The 20165-nt window shown below is 59.3% G+C and carries 18 protein-coding genes; 9 read left to right on the top strand and 9 right to left on the bottom strand.

Going from position 1 to position 20165, the window contains the following annotated elements; all coding sequences use genetic code 11:
* Window positions 1–129: 129 nt before the first annotated feature.
* The 5 genes from B2696_RS03620 to B2696_RS03600 form a co-directional block, all read right to left on the bottom strand.
* Window positions 130–1521, bottom strand: a complete 1392-nt coding sequence (locus B2696_RS03620) for an MFS transporter (RefSeq protein ID WP_286953958.1) — start codon at window positions 1519–1521, stop codon at window positions 130–132.
* 104 nt (window positions 1522–1625) lie between these two features.
* Window positions 1626–3011 carry an NAD-dependent succinate-semialdehyde dehydrogenase gene (locus tag B2696_RS03615; protein WP_075729312.1) on the bottom strand — a complete coding sequence of 462 codons (1386 nt, stop codon included), beginning with the start codon at window positions 3009–3011 and terminating at the stop codon, window positions 1626–1628.
* 64 nt (window positions 3012–3075) lie between these two features.
* Window positions 3076–4647 carry an APC family permease gene (locus B2696_RS03610; protein WP_286953956.1) on the bottom strand — a complete coding sequence of 524 codons (1572 nt, stop codon included), beginning with the start codon at window positions 4645–4647 and terminating at the stop codon, window positions 3076–3078.
* Complete coding sequence (locus B2696_RS03605) at window positions 4640–5608, bottom strand: universal stress protein (RefSeq protein ID WP_286953954.1); 969 nt, start codon at window positions 5606–5608, stop codon at window positions 4640–4642. Before B2696_RS03605 ends, B2696_RS03610 begins: the two co-directional genes overlap by 8 nt.
* Before the next feature lie 3 nt (window positions 5609–5611).
* Entirely contained in the window at window positions 5612–7114 is a 1503-nt protein-coding gene (locus B2696_RS03600) for a flavin monoamine oxidase family protein (protein ID WP_075729314.1), read from the bottom strand.
* A gap of 151 nt (window positions 7115–7265) precedes the next feature.
* Between B2696_RS03600 and B2696_RS03595 the strand changes: the two genes are divergently transcribed.
* Window positions 7266–7940, top strand: a complete 675-nt coding sequence (locus B2696_RS03595) for a TetR/AcrR family transcriptional regulator (protein WP_286953953.1) — start codon at window positions 7266–7268, stop codon at window positions 7938–7940.
* On the opposite strand, the gene B2696_RS03590 is transcribed toward B2696_RS03595, so the two are convergent.
* Both B2696_RS03590 and B2696_RS03585 read right to left on the bottom strand, forming a co-directional pair.
* The gene (locus B2696_RS03590; RefSeq protein ID WP_075729316.1) at window positions 7937–8608 is read right to left on the bottom strand and encodes a TIGR03089 family protein; all 672 of its coding nucleotides are present in this window, start codon (window positions 8606–8608) and stop codon (window positions 7937–7939) included. The genes B2696_RS03595 and B2696_RS03590 overlap by 4 nt on opposite strands.
* 46 nt (window positions 8609–8654) lie before the next feature.
* Entirely contained in the window at window positions 8655–10286 is a 1632-nt protein-coding gene (locus tag B2696_RS03585) for an LCP family protein (protein WP_286953951.1), read from the bottom strand.
* A gap of 165 nt (window positions 10287–10451) precedes the next feature.
* On the opposite strand from B2696_RS03585, the gene B2696_RS03580 reads away from it, so the two are divergent.
* The 3 genes from B2696_RS03580 (at window position 10452) to B2696_RS03570 (ending at window position 13304) form a co-directional block, all read left to right on the top strand.
* Window positions 10452–11363 carry a glycosyltransferase family 2 protein gene (locus tag B2696_RS03580; RefSeq protein WP_075729317.1) on the top strand — a complete coding sequence of 304 codons (912 nt, stop codon included), beginning with the start codon at window positions 10452–10454 and terminating at the stop codon, window positions 11361–11363.
* Between the two features lie 109 nt (window positions 11364–11472).
* Complete coding sequence (locus B2696_RS03575) at window positions 11473–12567, top strand: NDP-sugar synthase (protein WP_286953948.1); 1095 nt, start codon at window positions 11473–11475, stop codon at window positions 12565–12567.
* Between the two features lie 488 nt (window positions 12568–13055).
* Window positions 13056–13304, top strand: coding sequence for a WhiB family transcriptional regulator (locus B2696_RS03570; protein WP_005528147.1), 249 nt, complete (start codon window positions 13056–13058; stop codon window positions 13302–13304).
* A gap of 141 nt (window positions 13305–13445) precedes the next feature.
* Here B2696_RS03570 and B2696_RS03565 read toward each other — a convergent pair whose 3' ends face one another.
* Window positions 13446–13916, bottom strand: a complete 471-nt coding sequence (locus tag B2696_RS03565; RefSeq protein WP_286953947.1) for a metallopeptidase family protein — start codon at window positions 13914–13916, stop codon at window positions 13446–13448.
* Window positions 13917–14011: 95 nt separating this feature from the next.
* Between B2696_RS03565 and B2696_RS03560 the strand changes: the two genes are divergently transcribed.
* Entirely contained in the window at window positions 14012–14473 is a 462-nt protein-coding gene (locus tag B2696_RS03560) for a DUF3499 domain-containing protein (protein WP_276621602.1), read from the top strand.
* A 29-nt stretch (window positions 14474–14502) separates the two neighbouring features.
* Window positions 14503–15870, top strand: a complete 1368-nt coding sequence (locus B2696_RS03555; protein WP_286953945.1) for a phosphomannomutase/phosphoglucomutase — start codon at window positions 14503–14505, stop codon at window positions 15868–15870.
* Between the two features lie 40 nt (window positions 15871–15910).
* On the opposite strand, the gene B2696_RS03550 is transcribed toward B2696_RS03555, so the two are convergent.
* The gene (locus tag B2696_RS03550; protein WP_276621598.1) at window positions 15911–17260 is read right to left on the bottom strand and encodes an FAD-dependent oxidoreductase; all 1350 of its coding nucleotides are present in this window, start codon (window positions 17258–17260) and stop codon (window positions 15911–15913) included.
* A 255-nt stretch (window positions 17261–17515) separates the two neighbouring features.
* Here B2696_RS03550 and B2696_RS03545 point away from each other — a divergent pair, with 255 nt between their 5' ends.
* Genes B2696_RS03545 through B2696_RS03535 form a run of 3 tightly spaced genes read left to right on the top strand, consistent with a single transcriptional unit; the run spans window position 17516 to window position 20162 of the window.
* A complete protein-coding gene (locus B2696_RS03545) occupies window positions 17516–19192 on the top strand; it encodes a nitrite/sulfite reductase (RefSeq protein WP_075729324.1) in 1677 nt (558 codons plus the stop codon).
* A complete protein-coding gene (locus B2696_RS03540; RefSeq protein ID WP_075729325.1) occupies window positions 19189–19464 on the top strand; it encodes a hypothetical protein in 276 nt (91 codons plus the stop codon). The genes B2696_RS03545 and B2696_RS03540 overlap by 4 nt, the downstream gene beginning before the upstream one ends.
* Window positions 19461–20162, top strand: coding sequence for a sirohydrochlorin chelatase (locus B2696_RS03535; protein WP_286953939.1), 702 nt, complete (start codon window positions 19461–19463; stop codon window positions 20160–20162). Before B2696_RS03540 ends, B2696_RS03535 begins: the two co-directional genes overlap by 4 nt.
* Window positions 20163–20165: the final 3 nt, after the last annotated feature.

Here is a 20165-nt window from a genome sequence, read left to right as displayed (position 1 = left end):
ACTCCCCAGGAAAGAGACCACCCAAAAGTCTCCGCTTCCCCTGGGGAGTTTTTTCGCGCTTTAGGCTCTAGAGCTTTAGGCTTTAGCCCCTAGAGCCCTGGGTATTTACTCTTCTATCTGCTGCTTTTCTCAGGCCTTCTCTTGTGCCGAGCCTGCAATGTCCTGACTCGCCCCGGCGTAGTACGCACTCAGCTGGCGGTAGGGGCGGGACTTGAGGGCGAGGAGCACGACGACAAGCATGATGAATCCGGAGATGAAGAACATCAGGGCCATGCCGCGTGTGGTGCCCTCGCCCAGAATGACGCCAAAGATGGTCTGTGCACCTGGCCCTGCCATCCAGGGGATGAGATAGGCCTGCGCGAGGATGGCCACAGCAAAAGTGGCCAGCGGGCTGGCGGCCATCTCCACCGCCATGGCTAGGCCGAATACGCGGCCTTGCTGGCGGAAGGGAACCACCCTCTGCAGAATGGTTTGTTCCGCTGCCTCCGCGGCTGGAACGGTGAGCATGAATAAGAAGATGCCGCCCGCGTAGAGCCACCACCACTCGCGCAGTCCGAAGAGCATTCCGAGCATCGCCACTGCGACGTTGACCAACAAGAGAGTGCGCACAGGGTTTGTGCCTAGGCCTGTGCGCGCCACGATCATGCCGCCGAATACGAAACCGGTTCCGGTGACACCTAAAACTATTCCCCACACCTGCGGACTAAAAAGCTCCAGTCCATAAGGATCCATCAGTGCCGCGTAGACCCCGCCGATGAGGTTATTAAAACAAGAGAAGAGGATGAGGGCGAGCAGACCAGGCACCGCGCTGATGATACGCAGGGATCCCTTGAGGTCAATCCCTTTAGAGAGCACAGTGGGGTCTGCAGTGCTGGGGCCGGAAGATCCAGCGGCGGTGGTGGATTCAGTGGTGGTTTCTGCTGCGCTGAGGATCTTTGCCTCTGGAATGGCGATGGGTAAAAGGTGCACCAGGGCTACGACTGTGAGGCCAAGTGATACCCACAAGGTGGCTGCCATACCGATGAAACCTATGGCCAGGCCTGCAATGACACTGGTGACCATGAAGGCCACCCCTTGCACCGCGCCGACGAGTCCATTGGCCTTGTCGCGGTCTTCCTCCGGAACGAGGAGAGTAACCGTGGTTGACAGGGCAATATTGCGCATGTGCTCAACCACGGATCCGGCGGTAACGGCGAGAATGAAGACCCACAAAGCAGGATCAGAAATGCTCATGGACTCGTGGTCGAGCCAGACAACCCACACCGCAGCTGCGAGCAGGTAGCACACGAGAGTAGCGGTGGCGGCAAAGACCATGACGTTCTTCTTGTAGTGGTGATCGACCACGGACCCGAAGAAAACCGAGCCGAGTGCAACGGAGGCCATATACGAGCCGGTGACGATGCCCGTCAGTGCCACGTCACCGGTCTGGAGATAAATCCAGAAAGTCAAGGCGAAGAATAAGAAGCCTGTGGTGACGTTGGCGATGAGGGTGTTGGCGAGGATGTGATGAAACTGCCGCACGAAAGCCGCCTTTCCCGGTTACCCCGCAGGGTGTCGGAGATAGAAGGGAGGTCTAACGTACCCCGAACACCACGGCGAGCACCATGGCTAAGCGCTAATGCGAGCTATTTCTCGACGTAGTAGAGCTGCTTATTAACAAACTCATCCATGCCAAGGGGGCCGAGTTCGCGGCCAAAGCCTGAGCGCTTCACTCCCCCAAAGGGCAGCTCGGAGCTCTCTGCTGACGGGGTGTTGACGCACGCCATACCCACTTCGAGGCGACGTGACAGGGCTGCGGCGCGCTCCGGATCCTGGGAGTAGACCGTTCCACCGAGACCAAATTGCGTGTTATTGGCCAGCTCTAGTGCCTCGGCATCGGAAGCCACGCGGTACACCGTCGCCACGGGGCCGAAAAGCTCCTCGTAGTAAACGTCGGAGCCCACCGGGACATCGCTAAGCACAGCGGGGGAGAAGTACGCGCCTTCGGCGGCAAGCTCGCCACCTGCGTGCACAGTGGCGCCGGCAGCGACCGCGCGACGCAGCTGAGCGTCGAGGTTCTCCGCCGCATCCCGCGAGGAAAGCGGACAGTAGGTGTCATCCGCCGCCGACTCCGGACTATGCGGATCCACGGGCCGGGCCTTGTTTGCTAGGTCGACGAGCTCGGTGAGAAACTCATCGTAGATATCGTCCATGACGATCATGCGCTTATTGGAATTGCAGGCCTGGCCGGTGTTGTACATCCGGGTATTCCATGCCAGGCGTGCGGCGGCTTTGACATCAGCGGCGTCGAGAAGCACGAAGGGGTCGGAGCCGCCCAGCTCCAAGACTGCCTTCTTGAGGTTCTTGCCCGCCTGTGCCCCAATGATGGATCCAGCGCGTTCCGAGCCCGTGAGCGAGACGCCCTGTACGCGGGGATCGGCGATGATGGTGCCGATTTGCTCGTGGGTGGCAAAGACATTGCTATAGACCCCGTGGGGGATGCCGGCATCATCCATGATCTGCTGCACCGCAACAGCCGAGCGGGGACAAATCTCCGCGTCCTTGAGCACGATGGTGTTGCCCAACACCAGATTCGGCGCCGCGAAACGGGCAATCTGATAGTAGGGGAAGTTCCAAGGCATGACGCCCAGTAGTGGGCCGATGGGCAGGCGGCGGATGAAAGCCCTGGCATCACCGCCGGTGGGGATCTCCTGCTCGGCGCTAAAAGCCGCGCCGTTGTCCGCGAAGTAGTGCATGATAGCGGAGGCGAACTCGGCCTCCTCTATTCCTTCATGCAGGGGCTTGCCCATTTCCGTGGCGGCAATTTCTGCCAGCTCCTCCTTGCGATCTTCAAAGAGCTCGCCAACGCGGGTTACCGCAGCCGCCCGAGTAGCAAGCGGGAGGGCCGACCACTCCCGGTATGCGGTAGCAGAGTCAGCGAGCGTTTGCTCAATCGAAGCATCAGAAGCCGAGGGGAAGGTCTCGATGACCTGGTTGTCTACAGGGTTTTGGACGCGGTATTGGGGGGACATGGTGGGAAAGTCTCCTTTGAAGTTGGTTGAAAGTAAATGATGCGGACTGAACCTTGCTATGCGCCTAGGTTAGTGGGGCTTGCGTGTTTTCTGTGGAGCTGATGCGTGCCAGGGTTTCTCCAGCGAAAAATGCGGGGTGGCGCATGCGCGTGAAAATCATGAGGATTATTCCTAGGATGAGGACTCCCATGCCAAGGACAAAGACGGTGCCGATGCCTAGTATGGAGGAGCCTGAACCGTAGTCGGGGTCAAGGGAGTCGAAGGCGGTTATGAAGAACATCACCAGCAGGAATCCCCCACCGAACAGCGGAAAGATAAGTTTGAAGACAACGTTATGGACGGAGGAAAATAGTTCTCGGCGGAAGTACCAAACGCAAGCTACGGCTGTTATTCCGTAGTAGAAGCAGATCATAAGACCTAAGGCGGCGATAGTATCCCACAGTGCGTTCTCTGAGAGGATTCGCGTAACCGTGTAAAAAACTCCGGCCGCGATTGCGGAGATGATGGTTGCCACGGATGGGGTACGGAAACGCGGACTGATTTTGGAGAACATCGGCGGCAGAGCATTGTAATAGCCCATGGCAAGCAGTGTTCGTGCAGGGCCCACCATGGTCGATTGCAGCGAGGCGAAAGAGCTTGACAACACCGCGACATATATAAGGAGGGCCGCAGGGCCTAGAACGGGATAAGACAAGACCGCAAAGATCGATTCTTGGTTGGCGGGATTGCCTGCCCCGAGACCGGTTTCTCCGGTACCTGCCCATGTGATGACTGCCAAGGCAGTGAGCACGTAGAGCACGATGATGATAAGCACGGTAATGGTGGCTGCACGCCCAGGCGTCTTCTCGGGATTCTTGGTTTCCTCGTTCATGGTCAAGGTGACATCCCAACCCCAGAACATAAAGATGGACAAAGAGATTCCGGCGGCGATGAGGGAAAAATCACCAATTTCCAAGGGATTAAACCAGGCCAGATCGATCGGTGTGAAGTCGAAGCCACCATTGTTGTACGCATTGACTATAGCCACGACGTCGAAGACAACGATGGCCAGCACTTGAACCGAGACGAGGATGTACTGCAGGCGCTTCGTTGAGTCGAGGCCGCGGTAGGAGACATAGGCGGCGATAGTGATAAAGACGATGGTAGTGGGGATGTTTATCCACAGGTTACGAGTCCACTCGGCAATTCCGGGGGAGTTGAAAAGCTGTGCGAGCAAGAGGTAGAAGAAGTCGACTGCAACTGCGGCGAGGTTGGATAGAACTAGGATGGTCGCAGTGATTAAGCCCCAGCCTCCCATCCATCCCACCCATGGGCCGAAGGCTTTGGTTGCCCAAGTAAAGGAAGTACCGGAATCTGGAACCGCGTTGTTGAGTTCCCGGTAGGCAAAGGCCACCAGAAGCATGGGTAAAAACCCGAGCAAGAGTACGGCAGGCACGAACTCGCCCACTGCCGAGATTGTCGGGCCAAGACCAGAAGTCAGAGTATAGGTTGGCGCGATGCAGCTGATACCAATGACCACTGCTCCGATGAGGCCGACTTTGCCAGTTGCCAACCCTTTGGCAGAAATAACTCCCTGATCGCCACCGGGTGTGGGCTGAGCAGAGGCCGTGGATGCTGAGGGAGGTGCACTAGTCATGATTTACCTCCGAGGAATCTGGATCGGTAGGAGAAAGAGGCGGGGAATCGCCGCCTGCCTGCATATAACCTGCGGGTACAAGCACCATGGGCACGGGGATAGAGCGCAGCATGCGCGAGGCCGTACCGCCTAGGAAGAGGCGTCCAGGCACGGCCAAGCGGGATGAGCCGACGACTGCTACTTCGCCTTCTTCCCACGTGAGTTTGTCCATGGCGGTCTCAACATCTCGCCCGCTGGCGACTTCGGTGGTGGCATGCCCGGCTTCGAGCATGCCCTGTGCGACGTCGCCGAGGACCCTCGTGGCGTAGGCGCGAACCGCACCAGGCACGTCGGTTCCTAAAGCTTGCATGTCGGATTCTCCGGGTAAGACGAGCGAAACCAGACGCAAAGGAATCTGGCGGCGGCGGGCGCGGTCGAGGCCGATGGCTATGACATCGGATGTTCCAGGACGCGGGCCGAACATCGCAGTTACCCGCGTGAGTGGTCCTGGGTATGAGTACCCACGCGGTGCAAGCGCTATGGGGACGCTGGCGGAGTGGAGTAGGGCGTTGACGGCTGCCCCCATCTTGAAGCGATTGAAGATCCCCCCCTTACGAGCGCCAACAACAATGACATCGCAGCCTAGTTCTTGAGCAGCAGAGTTGAGTGCCTCGGCTTCAGACTGACCAGGAACAATGCGGGCGACGGCTTCGACATCGTCTGGCACTTCGTCGAGCGCTTCTTGCAGCCACCCCGCAAGTTGTTCTTCGATGATTGAGCTGTATCCACGATCGTGGGGGTAGATGCCAGAAAATGTATTGTGTGCTGGAGCAACCATGGTGATGTGAAGGATGACGTCTCGCTGCCGGGCGAGAGAAATTCCAAGGCGGAGTGCATCTTTCCCAAAGTCGGTAGCGACGTAGCCGACTAAGATGTGGCCACTGGCGGGGCGTCGGCCAAACTGCGAAGCTGAGATAGCCATGGTCTAGATCCTCTCGGCAATGTGCTCAGCTACAAGTTCTCCTTGGCGAATAGCGCCGTCTACATGTTGGTAGCCTTCGGCCGCGATATCAGAGCAGGCGTAGTAGATGCAGCCTGTCGGCTGGTTTTGTAGGTGGCCCCATCGCGAAAGCCCTCCGAGGTCATAGCTGGTGGCATAGGCACCTCGGGTCCACTCCTCGGCCGCCATATCTGAGAGGTAGAATGCGATGGGTTCTTTGGTCTTGGGTCCGAGGTAATCCGCCATGGCAGTGAGAATCGCGTCCTTGCGCTCATCCGGCGGCAAGTGCCACATTTCTTCGGCATGCACATCGGAGACGAAGCCGACTAGGGTGCCGTAGCTGTCCTCCGTATCAGATTCGGAGGCCGCGAAATTCGCTCCAAAGTTGGTGTTGTCGTAGACCTCTTGCACGAGGCGTCCACCGCCGAAGCCGGTTCCGGAAAGACCGTCCTCACGCCAGAACGGGGTCTCATAGACTGCGTGCACCTTGATAACAAGCCCCATCGAAATGTGTTGGTGCACGATCTGCTGATCGCGGGGAAGAGGAGGGGAGAAAGAGATACGGCTATAGAGGTTTGGGGGAACGGCCAGCACGGCGAATCTTGCGTTGACAGTGACCTGATCGGAGTAGGCCTTAACAGAGCCTGCGGACCCGTTATTGGGGAGTCCATTTCTGACATCGGCGGGTATGCAGTTGAGCTCGTCGGCGGTCGCCGGATCCGGCTCGGCCCACTGCAGTTCGCGCACAGGACTTGAGCAGAATACATCCTCTCCGAGCTCGGCAGCCATAGCCAGAGATACAGATTGCATGCCACCGACGACGCGCCGGTCGAGAATGAAGTCTTCGTCCACAAGGTTGGAAAAAGACCCTGCTGAGGCTGCCATGAGAAGTGCCTGCAGTGTAGAAAATGCGTAAGAAGGCTTGGTGAGCATCCCGGAAGCGACGTAGATGGAAACATTGTCTATTGCCTCCGAGTCCGACGACAATCCCTCGAGCCAAGACCTAAAAGAAATGGAATCGAGCTCCGCAGCCCGAGGATGTGCCCAGGGGCGTGCTGGGTCCATTTCGGCGGCTAGATCATCGAGGATTTCGATGAGCCGATCCATCTCCGAGATGGTTTCCGGAGCGGCGGGGAATGACGTTCCTTCGTATTCGTGACGGGTGCCATCCGGGGAAACATAAATGGATTTACCGGAGCGATAGCGTTGGAAAGTCTCAAGCCCAAGTTCTGCGACGAGCTCGCTCAAGCGGTTCTGATCGGGGGAAATCCACTGCCCGCCGAGCTCGATGAAATGTTCCACCCCGGTTGCATCCGCGACCTTTCCGTTCCAGGTCCGTCCTCCGACGCGGTCTCGAGCTTCGAGGACGGCGACGGAGTACCCGCGTCGTTTGAGCGTGCGCGCAGCCATCAATCCAGCCGGTCCCGCACCAATGACGACGACATCGCGGTCAAGAATAGGGGTGTTTTTAGTGGTGAAATGCGACATGAGTGGAGAAGCTCCTGTTCTTCTCCCGCAGACAAGAGTGCCTATGGGAGACTTCAATAAGGACTGATAAAAATACTTAAATGAATGACGTTCATTTTGTATTTTGGGTCACTTTACAGGAATCATGTCGATAACGATAGGGGTCAAGCCTATGAATTCTCCGCGCGCCAAGGGAAGACCATCTCAGGCGCTGCTCAGCCGCAAAAAGATCGCAGACTCGGCTCTAATCCTCATTGAGGAAAACGGCTATGAAAAGCTCACGATGGCGCGAATTGCCCGGCGCATGGGTGTAGCTCCTAGCGCCTTGTATAACCACGTGAGCAATAAGCACGAGCTTCTCATCTTGGTGGAAGATGCAGTTATGGCGCAGGTGGAAACCGTGCCACTCGATGCCGCGTTAGATGGATCAGTCGATCCCCTCGAGGCAATTGAGCGCTGGGCTGAGTCTTATCGTGCAGTGTTTGCAAGGCACGCGCCCTTGGTGGAAGTCATCGCTAGCGTGCCGGTATCCGGAGCGCCGCGAGCAGTTCAGATGTACGAGAAAGTAGCTCGAGTGTTTGAGCTGGCAGGGGTGGCGCAAGAGCTCATCCTTCCCCGCGTCATCATGTTGGAGTCTTTCATCTACGGTTCCGCTCTGGACGTTAACGCCCCAGCTAACCTCTTCGAGGTGCCTGAGAATTATGAGGTTCAGGCGCCCACGTTGCGTAAATCGCACGAGTCGTGGGCGCGGTCCATAGCAATGGAAACTTCTAGTGCAGAAAACCCCTTCGCTGAAGAACCCTTCCGGCTCGGATTACGGGCGCTGTTGAAAGGCATTGCTGACTAAAGCCGCAGCGTAACCTTCTCATTCGCGGCGATGTCCTCCAAGCGCTCGGCAGGGCACATCCCGGCGACGATGACGGCGGAGCCACCGGCGGCGAGGGGCTCGAGGAGTAGGTGCTGAAAGCTCTCCTCATCGTGCCAGCCGCCGGAGAGCACACGCTGCGGGCCGAGGTCGCTGGGGTAGAGCTGGGGCAGGGCGGTGGTGGGGCCGAAGAATTGATCGCCGTAGAAGCGCACGGTGGGGCCGAAGTCGATGGCGCCGGGGGGCAGTTCGCCGCCGGATTCGACGATGCCGCGCCCGAAGGGATCGTCGCTGACTAGAACCACATCCGCGCCGGGATAGGCGGCGGTGACGGCGCTGAAGTCTGCGGGGGAGCAGAAGATGGCATCGGGTGCGGTGTCGCTGCTATCGGCGTTGAGAAACTCTGCGTTGACACCTGCTGCGAGGGCGCCGAGTGCGATGACTGCCGGCTGCCACGAGACGGGCAAGCTGATGCCGATGGTGGAGTCCTCGTCCAAGTCGAGTTCTTCCTGGAGCATGTTGGCTATCTTAGAGACCCAGTTGTCGAGGGTCTGGGCCGAAAAGTCCATGCGGACCCCGGTGGATTCGTTATAGAACGTTAGGCGGGGCGCGGCCGCATCCGAGCGCAGAAGGTGTTTGAGCAGTTCCATGGTTGCCCATGGTAGGCGCAAGCCCCGCGGCGCGAGCGTGGGGGAACTAGTTCACGCAGCGCGGGCCGTCCCCGCCGGCATCGATCTTCGGGGCGACTTCCGCGGTGCCGAAGTCATCACCGGGGGTTCCGGCCGGGGCGTTGGAAGGATCCTCGCTGGGCTCTGCGGCCTGGGCGGCATCGTCCTTGGGGCCGGCGTAGTCATCGGTGGCCACTACGATGTAGGTGCCGGGCTCGAGGCCCTGGTTGGCACTGACGGGCAGCCCTCCCATTTGCTCAGCGAGGGCGCGGGCAGCAGGATCGTTGGCGTCCGCGGCGACAATCTGAGACTCGCTGTACACGCCTGATTGGGCGTTCGAGGTGCGCTCGACCGTATAGCCCACGCGGGTGAGCCACTCGCCGATTCCGGAGGCCAAGCCGTCGATGCTGCCGGCGTTGAGGACGTGGATGTTCATGTTCTCTGCGACTGGCTTCTCCGAAGGGTTGCTTCCTTCTGCCGCCTCTTGGGAGGCTTCTTGGGACTCGGTCTCATCGGCGGTCTGGGCCAGGCCCTCCATGAACTTGTGCACTTCGTTGGGGTCGATGGTGACGATAGATTCGCCGTTATCGCCCACGCCGTCGATGGAGGTAACCGGGATTGTGGTGAAGGTGACGTTGCCGCCGGCGAGGCCTGCGAGCTGACCCACAAAGCCCATGATGTCCCAGCCTTCATCGATGACGACGGAACGCTTCACTGCCTCGGCGATCTTAGATAGCTTGCTGGGGGAGGTCAGGGTGTCGTTGGAGAGCACCTTCGAGACCAGAGAGGCCATGTAGGACTGCTGGCGCACGATGCGGTCGAGGTCGCCACGGGGAAGCTCGTAGCGCTGGCGCACAAAGGCCAGGCCTTGGGCCCCGTGGAGAGTCTGCTCACCCTTGGGGAACTTCGCGCCCGACATCTCATCATCGACGTCGTTGTTGAGGCAGACGTCGACGCCATCCACGGCGTCGGTAAGCAGCACGAAGCCGAGGAGGCCAATCTCCGCGTAGTGATCGATGGAGACGCCGGTAATCTGCCGCACGATGCTGATGAGTCCGGTGCGTCCGGCTTCGACGCCCTGCTTTTCGATGTCCTTTTCACTGTGCGGTGGCTTTTGTCCCGCGGCCTCCGCCTGCGCGTTCTCCGCCTCCAACTGGGTGACTTTGTCTGCCTTGTGGCCGGCGAATACGGCGTTGATCTTGGTGTTTCCGTATGCCCCGTCGTGGACGTAGGTATCGCGCGGGATGGATACGGCGGTGGCACGGGAGCCGTCGTTAGGCACGCGGATCATCATGATCGTGTCCGTGTTTTCCTCGCCCTCATCCACGCCAGCATGGAGATTGCGCAGTTCCTCATCCGAGAGGGAGTTGCCCTGGGCGTCGGTGCGGGAGTCCTTCCCCACCAGGAGGATGTCAACCGCACCATCGGCCGACTTTTCGCCGATTCCTCCCTCGTTACCGAGGGCTACATTAGATACGGAGGCCATATCGCCGCCGAGTTTGCCCACGACGAAGTAGCCGACGCCTGAGAAAACCACGGCGATGACGGCCATAACCGCCATGATGGCCTGCAGCGGCCGCGAACCCTTTTGGCGGACAGGAGCAGACTCCACCGGCGCGGCTTGGATATCGCGGACCCGGCGATTGTTCTCAGATGTCACGTTTGAAGCTTTCTACTATCTAGCTATTACCTAGGAAACTTTGCTTTAGTGTAGGGCAGAAAGAGCGCAAACCGTGATCCGCTGTGGACTTCGGAGAAACTCGTGGCCGTTCTCCTAGTGTCTTTTCAGGATCGAGTGCACCCAAGTGGGTACGCTAGGCCCATTGTGAACAAGAAGAATGACAGCGCGCGCACCGATTCTGTTGCGCCGCGCCCGCTGGGCATAGTGACCGTGACTTATTCGCCCGGGCCCTATTTGGAGTCCCTCATCGAGTCCGTGGCGCAGGCTACCTCGCGGCCCACCCGCATCATTGCTGCCGACAATGGTTCCACGGACGGCGCCCCGCAGGCCGCTGCCGCCGCGCACAGCAACGTTGAGTTCCTCGACACGGGCGGCAACATCGGTTACGGCGGCGCCATGAATGCCGGTGAGCGTTTCCTCAGTGAGCACGGTCAGGCTGATCCTGAGTTCCTGCTCCTGGTCAACCCGGATGTCACCTTCGGCCCCGGGAGCATCGATGCCCTCATCGACTGCGCCAAGCGTTGGCCCCGTGCTGGGTCCGTCGGCCCGCGGATTGTGGAGCCAGATGGGAAGAACTATCCCTCGGCGCGTGCGTTGCCCAACCTGAAGAACGGTATCGGCCATGCACTCTTGGGTTCTGTGTGGCCGGGTAATCCCTTCTCGCGCGCCTACCGCGATGATGCGGATATGAGCATGCAGCGTCCAGCTGGCTGGCTTTCCGGCTCCTGCCTGCTCGTGCGCCGCGAGGCTTTTTCCCAAGTCGGCGGGTTCGATGAACGTTATTTCATGTACCTCGAGGACGTGGATCTGGGGGACCGCCTGGCCCGGGCGGGCTGGCACAACGTTTTCTGCCCTGAGGCTGCCATTACCCATGCGCAGGGCCATTCCACGAAGGTGCATGCTGGCCCGATGCTGCGCGCGCACCATGCCTCGGCCTATCAGTATCTAGCGGACAGGCATCCCCAGTGGTGGCAGGCCCCTCTGCGGGCAGCACTATGGTTGGGCCTGCGATTGCGTGCTTTGCTCACCTCTTATCGTGCGCGCCTTTCGCGCTAAGCCGAAGTTCCTGCTTTAAACTGTCAAGGACGCGCGTGGAGCACACGCCGTGGACACTGCCGCGGGGATCGAAACCGCGGAAACACGTACTAGAAAGTATCCAAGGAAAATGACTGAAGAAGTGGCCAATTACGGTGCCTCTACTGATGCGGTGATCCTGGTCGGCGGGCGGGGCACTCGTTTGCGCCCGCTGACGATCGGCACGCCGAAGCCGATGCTGCCTACCGCCAATTACCCGTTCCTCCAGCACCTGTTGGCCCGCATCCAGACGGCCGGGATCACGCACGTTGTGATGTCGACCTCCTTCAAGGCGGAGGTTTTTGAAGAGTACTTCGGCGATGGCTCCGAGCTGGGCCTCGATATTGAGTACGTCGTTGAGGAAACCGCGCTGGGCACTGGCGGCGGCATTCGCAACGTCTACGACAAACTGCGCCATGATACCGTCATGGTCTTCAACGGTGACGTTCTCTCCGGGATGGATCTCTCCGGGATTCTTGATACCCATCACCGCAAGGATGCGGACGTGACCATGCACCTGCTCAACGTCGCGGATCCGCGCGCCTTTGGTTGCGTTCCTACCGACGAGGAGGGGCGAGTCCTCGAATTCTTGGAGAAGACGGAGGATCCTCCCACCAACCAGATCAACGCCGGTTGCTATGTGTTCAAGCGCGAGGTCATCCAGACCATCCCCGCCGACCGCGTGGTTTCCGTGGAGAGGGAGACTTTCCCGGGCTTGCTCAGTGATGGCCACCTCGTGGTCGGTCACGTGGACAATTCCTATTGGCGCGATATGGGGCGCCCGGATGATTTCGTGCGCGGCTCCTCTGATCTCGTACGCGGCATTGCTTATTCCCCGTTGCTCGACGGTCGTACGGGCGAGGCCATCGTCGACGAGTCTGCGGGGGTCGCGGGCGGCGCTTTACTGCTTTCGGGCACTGCCATTGGCCGCGGTTCCGTCATCGGAGCCGGCTGCCGCATCGACGGCACCGTCGTCTTCGATGGGGTCACCATCGAGCCCGGTGCCGTGGTCAACAACTCCATCATTGCTTCGGGCGTGCACATCGGTGCCAACGCCCACATCGATAACTGCGTCATCGGGGAGGGCGCGCAGGTCGGCGCTCGCTGTGAGCTGCAGGGCGGCATGCGCGTATTCCCTGGGGTCGTGCTTCCCGACGCCGGGGTGAGGTTTAGCTCCGACGCCTAGGTAGATCTCTTTAGCTCTAGGGTTTTGCCGGGTACTGGCTTCAATCAGCCGGCCACGATGCGTACTGACTAAGAATCAGTGTCGCGTCGGGGCCGGCTTTTGTTTTTAGTTTTGGCCTTGTGTGTGCGACACGCCGATCTAACCTGAGAATTGTTGACAGGAGGATAGGCCATTACTACATGTAGTACCCCTGGCATCCACCCCCGACCGTGGGCCTTTGTTACTAATGTTACGCATGGTGATCGTGTGCAGCGTTTTTGGCGATCAGGGGTGGGTAAAGACATTTCTAGGTTGACGGTATTTAGTGATCCAGTGTGAAATGACATCAGTGTAATCAGATGGCGCGGCCACGCTGGCTCACCTTAGGGTGGGGTCGGAATAGCCGGGTACGTTTGAGTAAGTTAGATGGGCCAACCTCGGAGAAAGGAAAAGGCGTGGACAAAGTGGCTAAAAACAACGCCGTTCTCCGTGGCGGTGCTGCTGCAGAGATGTCGCTGGATGAACTCTTCGGTGCCGTTGAGCAGGAGTGGCAAGACCAAGCACTATGCGCACAGACCGACCCGGAGGCTTTCTTCCCTGAGAAGGGTGGTTCCACGAGGGAGGCAAAGCGTATTTGCCAGGCCTGTGCCGTGCGTGATGAATGCCTCGAGTATGCGCTCGAGCATGATGAACGCTTTGGAATCTGGGGCGGCCTCTCAGATCGTGAGCGTCGCCGCCTCAAGCGGGAGATTGGCTAGAGCCTCTTCTTGCTAGTGACCAAGACAAGTCCTCGCTCCGGCAGCCAGCCGGGGATGGTGGGACTTGTCTTTTTTGGTGTTCAGGCTTGGGTCCTTCAACGCCTGGGTTCTTCAAAGCCTGGGGTCATAAATGTGCGGGTTTTACCAGCTAAAGTGTGGATCCACGTCTTCTGGGTCGAGGTTGAGGTAGTCAGCCACGAGCGCGGTGAGGACGGTTCCCAAAAGCTCCGCTTGTTCGCGGGCGTTTTTAGCCCTTTGCTCGATGGGCATCCGGAAGATTACGAGCCGGGCGCGAGTGGGTTTACCGCGGGTGTCCACTCCAGCGGGAACAATCCGGCCCAGCGGCACGGGGCCGTCGGCGATGATCTCGTCTGGGAGCACTGTCATATCGGCCGATAGCCGCATTCTTGGCACGGTGTCTACTGCCAGGTCGAGGCTGGAGAGCTGCTCGGCAAAAGCATTTTGGATAGGGGCATAGGCCTCGAGAACCGCCATGTCGAAGCGCTCGCGCTTGCTGCGAAACCGCGGAGTCTGCTGGGGGAGAAGGGGGCCGCGCATTCCTCGCCCATGCCGATCGCGGGCGGGGCGAATGTGGCGTTCAGACGTGGTCATGCGGGTTATTCTATGTCGGGTTAACAAAGCTATCAGTGGGGGCGCGCCGGACTAAGGCTACCTAAATCTCAACTTAGGGTTTAGACTCTATTGGCGTGACTACTCATCGCCATTGCTCTCGCCCTGGCTGCGGCCGCCCGGCCGTGGCGACATTGACCTACGCTTATTCCCAACAGACCGCGGTAGTGGGTCCGCTGGCGGATGAGACAGACCCTCATAGCTGGGATCTCTGTGAGAAGCACAGTGCCCGTATTACAGCCCCACAAGGCTGGGAGATGGTGCGGGTGGACCGAATCGAGCTCGATGAGGAAGACGATCTCATGGCCCTAGCTGAGGCCGTGCGTGAGGGCGGGCGCGTGACCACGGGATTGGTCGATGATGTGGCAGCAGGATCCGGGCGCGACCCCATAGATTATGCGGCCAACTTCGACGGCGCAGACCCCGCGCGTTCCAATCATCCGGTATTCCGCACCCGCCGAGTCAGTGACTTTAAGCAGCGTCGCCGCGCACATCTTTCCGTGGTTCCGGACACGGATTCGCATTTGACTGAGAGCTAGAGCCTGCGCGCGGGGTAAGGTTAGTGCTTATGCGAAATCGTGAGCACCTAGATGCAGTAATCAAAGCCTATGACGTCCGCGGCGTGGTGGGCAAGGACATCGACGAAGGCTTCGTGCGTGATACCGCCGCGGCTTATGCGGCTATCTTGCGCGGCGAAGGGGAAAGCACCCTCGCCATCGGCCACGACATGCGGCCTTCCTCCCCGGCGCTTGCGCAGGCTTTCGCGGAAGGCGCCACCTCCCAAGGTATTGACGTCATCTTGCTCGGTCTGACTTCGACTGATGAGCTCTACTATGCCTCCGGTGATTTGGGCTGTGCAGGTGCCATGTTCACCGCCTCTCACAACCCCGCGCGCTATAACGGCATCAAGCTCTGCCGCGCCGGTGCCCGCCCTGTCGGCCAGGAGACCGGGCTGTCGGAGATCAAAGACATGCTCGTCAACGGCGTTCCGGAGTACTCCGGCAAGCCCGGCACCATCAGCGAGAAGAACGTGCTCGACGGCTATGCCGCTTTCTTGAACTCCTTGGTCGATCTTTCTGACATCCGCCCCCTCGTTGTCGCTGCGGATGCCGCCAACGGTATGGGTGGGCTCACCGCTCCGGCCGTATTCGCTGGCCTTCCTGTCGATCTGCGCCCCCTCTACTTTGAGCTGGACGGTACCTTCCCCAACCACGAGGCCAACCCTCTTGATCCGAAGAACCTCGTTGATCTGCAGAAGTTCGTCGTAGAGCAGGGCGCAGACATCGGCCTCGCCTTCGACGGTGACGCCGATCGCTGCTTCGTCGTGGATGAAAAGGGGCATCCAGTATCTCCCTCCGCCATCTGTGCCTTGGTTGCGGAGCGCTACCTTGACAAGTTCCCTGGTGCCACCATCATTCACAACCTCATCACCTCCAAGTCGGTGCCTGAACTCATCGAGGAAAAGGGTGGCACCCCCGTGCGTACCCGCGTCGGCCACTCCTTCATCAAGGCAGAGATGGCCAAGCACAAGGCTGCCTTCGGTGGAGAGCACTCCGCGCACTACTACTTCCAGGAATTCTGGAACGCGGATTCTGGCATGCTGGCCGCCCTGCACGTTCTCGCCGCTCTGGGCAAGTACGAGGGCACGCTCAGTGAGATGATGGCGCAGTACATGCGCTACGAAGACTCCGGGGAGATCAACTCCACCGTGAAGGATCAAAAGGCTACCGTGCAGGCCGTTCTCGACGGCATGGCGGACAAGATCGAGTCCGTGGATCACCTCGACGGAGTTACCGTTGAGCTCAAGGGGACGGACGCTTGGTTCAACGTGCGCGCTTCCAACACCGAGCCGCTGCTGCGCCTTAACGTCGAGGCCAAGACCAAGGAAGAGGTCCAACAGATCGTCGATGAGGTCCTCAGCATCATCCGCGCCTAATCCATCATCCGCGCGTATTCGGGGGCGGTGAGAGGCGAGCTCAGGAAAGGGAGTGCGCTACCATGTGCTCCCACTCGACGTACTTCTTACGCTCGCGGCCCTCGGCTGCACCGAGTGCGCGCTCAGCAGCGTCGAGCTTCTTCCATCCCTCCCAGCTCAGTACCTCTACGCCCGCATTTGAGAGCCTATCGGCTACGTCAGCGTCATTCGAGTGGTGGAGGTTTCCGGCTGCGTGATCTTTCAGCAGCATGGAGATAGTTTCTGCAGCATCGGACTTGGTATTGCCGATGAGTCCTATAGGGCCACGTTTAATCCAGCCGGTGGCATAGAGCCCGGGAACGATAGTGCCGTCGAGTTCGGTGACGTGCCCGCCGTCGTTATTAATAACGTGCTTGCCCTCGTTGAATGGTACCCCGTCCACGGCGTCGGAGCGATAACCCACCGCGAGGTAGACCGCCTGCACCGGCCACGTGCTGAATTGTCCCGTTCCTCGGACCTGACCATCGCCGCTCAAGGCGGTTCGCTCGGTTTTTAGTCCCGCAACCTTGCCGTTTTCCTCCAAGATCTCCACGGGCTGCTCGAAGAAATGAATCTGAAGCGTGTGCGGTGCGGGTTTCGATTCGCGGAGGGCATAGTTTTCCAGGATCTGGCACACCAGGTCCTGGGACTTAGATTCCGCACGTGCGGCGAAAGAGGCCTCGTCGTAATCGATGTCTTCCGCAGAGACCTCGACGTTGATAGTCGGAGAGTGATCTAGTTCCTTAAGCTCCAGCGGCGTGAATTTGGCCTGCGCGGGACCGCGCCTGCCGAACACGCGCACCGTGCAGGCTTGGTTGCGGGAGAGGGATTCATAAACATTATCGGGGATCTCGGTGACCTTGAGTTCGTCGCCGGTTTTAGACAGGATTCGAGCCACGTCGAGGCCCACATTTCCTACGCCAATGACGGCCACCTCTTGGGCGTGCAGATCCCAGCTGCGCTGGAAGCGCGGGTTTCCATCGTAGAAGCCGACAAACTCGCCGGCTCCGAAAACCCCCTCGAGCTGCGCGCCGGGGATATCGAGGGAGCGATCGCCTACGGCGCCGGTGGCGAAGATGACGGCGTCATAGTGTGCGCCGAGTTGATCAACGGTGATATCGCGCCCCACTGAAACGTTGGTAAGCAAACGAATGCTGGGAGACTCCAGCACCCGGTGCAGGGACTTGATTATGCCCTTGATGCGCGGGTGATCGGGTGCTACTCCGTAGCGGATGAGGCCGAATGGGGCGGGCATCTGCTCGATGAGATCGATATGTACGTTGCCCTCAGTCTTTTTAACCAGGATATCGGAGGCGTAGATTCCGGCTGGTCCCGCGCCAATAACTGCAACTTTGAGGGGCTTGGTGGTCATGGTGGCCTTTCGGGGGTATCGGGTGACGGCAAGTTCCGCCCTAGATAAACATGTCTATTTCTACTCGGAAATGATTTGTTTCATTGAATCTTCTGCGAGGAATTCACGCAAGGCGGGTAATTACATTCTGTCGATCTGCGCTAAAAAGTGCTGGTAGATAAGGTTCGACCTCTGAAATTAAAGTATACCGCTTTGTCTGTTGGGTGTAGACCAGTAGGTTTTGAGTACTAAGAGAAAGGTAGTGATCTGCACGCTATGACTACAGCAACGAAACCGCAACGCTCCCCGCGCCCTCGGAAACCGGAGGGGCAGTGGAAGATCGACGGCACCGCGCCGCTGAATGATGATGAAGCTATCAAGCAAGAAGACGGGGGGCTTTCCGCCCGGCAACGCGTGATCGACATCTACTCCAAGCAGGGGTTCAGCTCTATTCCCGCCGCCGATCTGGCGCCGCGCTTCAAATGGCTGGGCCTTTATACGCAACGTAAGCAAAATCTGGGCGGCGAACACACCTCCCAGATGACTAATGCCGAGCTGCAGGACGAGTACTTCATGATGCGTATCCGCTTCGATGGCGGGCGGCTCAATCCGACTCAGCTGCGCACAGTGGGAGAGATTTCCCGCGATTATGCTCGCTCAACAGCGGACTTTAGCGATCGTCAGAACCTGCAATTGCACTGGGTTGAAATCGAGAATGTCCCCACCATCTGGGAGAAGCTGGAAGCGGTGGGCCTCGACACGCTGCTCGGTTGCGGCGACGTGCCCCGCGTCGTGCTCGGCTCCCCAGTGGCGGGGGTGGCCGCGGATGAGATTATTGATGGCACCCCGGCCATTGAAGAGATCGTTGGTGACTATCTGATGCGCGAGGAGTTCCACAACCTTCCCCGTAAGTTCAAGAGCGCGGTGTCGGGCAATCGCCGCCAAGACGTTACGCACGAGATTCAAGATGTTGCTTTCGTCGGCGTCGATCACCCCGAGCATGGACCTGGTTTCGATTGCTTCGTTGGCGGTGGTCTTTCAACTAACCCCATGCTTTCGCAGTCACTGGGTGCTTGGGTCCCGCTGGAACGTGTCGCGGAGGTCTGGGCCGGCGTGGCCGGCATTTTCCGAGATTACGGTTACCGCCGTAACCGCAATCGCGCTCGCCTGAAGTTCCTGGTGGCGCAGTGGGGTATCGAGAAGTTCCGTGAGGTCCTCGAGAAGGACTATCTAGACGCGCCGCTTCTCGACGGAGAACCGCTCGAGGTCGAACCCGGTTCCAGGGATCACCTCGGCGTCCATAAGCAAAAGGACGGGAAGCTCTATCTCGGAGTTAAGCCCACCGTGGGGCATGCCACCGGTGAGCAGCTCATCGCTATCGCAGATGTGGCGGAAGAGTTTGGCATTGAGAGAATTCGCACCACCCCGATGAAAGAGTTGCTGTTCCTTGACGTGGAGGAGGAAAAGATACCGGCGTTGTCTCGCGCGCTCGATGACACTGGCCTTTACTCGCAGCCCTCAGAGTTTCGCCGGGGAGTCATATCGTGCACCGGCCTGGAGTTTTGCAAGCTAGCGCACGTGACCACCAAGGCGCGCGCTATCGAACTCGTTGACATCCTAGAGGACAGGTTGGGAGATCTTGACGTCCCGCTGTCGATTGCTCTCAACGGTTGCCCCAATGCTTGCGCTCGCTCTCAGGTCGCCGATATCGGCCTCAAGGGCCAGATGGTGGCCGATTCCGAAGGCAACAAGGTCGAGGGCTTTCAGGTGCACCTCGGCGGAGCCTTGGGTCTCTCGCCGGATTGGGGACGCAAACTGCGCGGTCACAAGGTGATCGCGGAAGAACTTCCCGAGTACGTTATTCGCCTCGTGGAAAAGTACAAGGAGCAGCGGGAGGAAGGCGAACAGTTCCGGCACTGGGTTCTGCGTGCACCGGAAGAAGAGCTGCAATGAGTTTTCGCCGAAAGCCGAATCCAAACCGGAATCACCCCAGTTATTGCCCATATTGTGCGGGAACATCGCTCTTTCCGGACGAGGAAGGGGAGTTTGCCTGGAAGTGCACGGAGTGCCTGCGGGTGTTTTCCGTACTTTTCCACGGGCAAGATGACGCCCCCACCGCGCCCGTCTCCAGCGTCTCATCGGCCGAAGCGCTGCAACTTTCGCTGCGGCGACGTGGGCATCGCACTGCGGTGAGCACATCGAACAGGGAGGATGATGAAGATTGACCGCATTAATTACGCTTAGTCACGGTTCGCGGCACCCCGGCGCGGCAGCGGGAGTCGACAGACTCACGCGTGCGGCCGCGCGCGATGTGGGAATTAATTATTTCCTCAGCGCTCACCTGGAGTTTACTGAGCCCAACCTTGCGGGCACAGCAAACAGCTTGGCGAGCCTTGGTGTTGAGGAAGCCGTGGTGGTCCCGCTGTTATTCACCTCGGGATATCACCAGAGGGTCGATGTTCCCAACGCCGTCAGCGTGGCGGAGGATTCCTCAGGACTCCGGTTGAAGTTAACCCCGGGCCTAGGAACGGGTGAGGAAATGGCGCGGGTATTGGCTCGGCGAATGCTCAAGGCGCACCCCGATGAGCATTGCATACTATATGCGGTGGGCTCATCAGACCCTTGCGCGAACATCGCCGTCGAAAAGCTCGCGACTCGGGTTGCAGATCTAACGGGGCACAGCACCTCAGTGGCGTTTGCTACTCGCGGTGGGCGTGAGGCCATAGCCGCCCAGGCCACTGGGTACCGCCACGTCCGTGTGCTGCCACTGTTTGTCACCGCAGGTCTTTTGCTGGACCTGCTTTCAGATTCCCCGGGGCACATCGATCCTCCACTCGGGGAAGACCTTGCCGAAATCGTCGCGGCCCGCTTCCAAGTTGGCGCGCGCACCCACGCGCGCCAACTACTCAAGAATGGAATCTAAACC

The sequence above is a fragment of the Corynebacterium sp. UBA4397 genome, from assembly GCF_002390965.1.
GTDB classification, from domain to species: domain Bacteria; phylum Actinomycetota; class Actinomycetes; order Mycobacteriales; family Mycobacteriaceae; genus Corynebacterium; species Corynebacterium flavescens.
The sequence above is the reverse complement of the archived record's forward strand: the minus strand, read 5'-3'. Positions and strand labels throughout refer to the sequence as shown.

What these genes read in the sequence shown, in the direction of transcription:
- B2696_RS03595 (WP_286953953.1), top strand. Translation starts at nt 7,266, where the DNA reads ATGAATTCTCCGCGCGCCAAGGGAAGACCATCTCAGGCGCTGCTCAGC.
- B2696_RS03565 (WP_286953947.1), bottom strand. Translation starts at nt 13,916, where the DNA reads ATGACCACGTCTGAACGCCACATTCGCCCCGCCCGCGATCGGCATGGG.
- B2696_RS03545 (WP_075729324.1), top strand. Translation starts at nt 17,516, where the DNA reads ATGACTACAGCAACGAAACCGCAACGCTCCCCGCGCCCTCGGAAACCG.
- B2696_RS03610 (WP_286953956.1), bottom strand. Translation starts at nt 4,647, where the DNA reads ATGACTAGTGCACCTCCCTCAGCATCCACGGCCTCTGCTCAGCCCACA.
- B2696_RS03550 (WP_276621598.1), bottom strand. Translation starts at nt 17,260, where the DNA reads ATGACCACCAAGCCCCTCAAAGTTGCAGTTATTGGCGCGGGACCAGCC.
- B2696_RS03570 (WP_005528147.1), top strand. Translation starts at nt 13,056, where the DNA reads ATGTCGCTGGATGAACTCTTCGGTGCCGTTGAGCAGGAGTGGCAAGAC.
- B2696_RS03600 (WP_075729314.1), bottom strand. Translation starts at nt 7,114, where the DNA reads ATGTCGCATTTCACCACTAAAAACACCCCTATTCTTGACCGCGATGTC.
- B2696_RS03590 (WP_075729316.1), bottom strand. Translation starts at nt 8,608, where the DNA reads ATGGAACTGCTCAAACACCTTCTGCGCTCGGATGCGGCCGCGCCCCGC.
- B2696_RS03605 (WP_286953954.1), bottom strand. Translation starts at nt 5,608, where the DNA reads ATGGCTATCTCAGCTTCGCAGTTTGGCCGACGCCCCGCCAGTGGCCAC.
- B2696_RS03575 (WP_286953948.1), top strand. Translation starts at nt 11,473, where the DNA reads ATGACTGAAGAAGTGGCCAATTACGGTGCCTCTACTGATGCGGTGATC.
- B2696_RS03540 (WP_075729325.1), top strand. Translation starts at nt 19,189, where the DNA reads ATGAGTTTTCGCCGAAAGCCGAATCCAAACCGGAATCACCCCAGTTAT.
- B2696_RS03615 (WP_075729312.1), bottom strand. Translation starts at nt 3,011, where the DNA reads ATGTCCCCCCAATACCGCGTCCAAAACCCTGTAGACAACCAGGTCATC.
- B2696_RS03555 (WP_286953945.1), top strand. Translation starts at nt 14,503, where the DNA reads ATGCGAAATCGTGAGCACCTAGATGCAGTAATCAAAGCCTATGACGTC.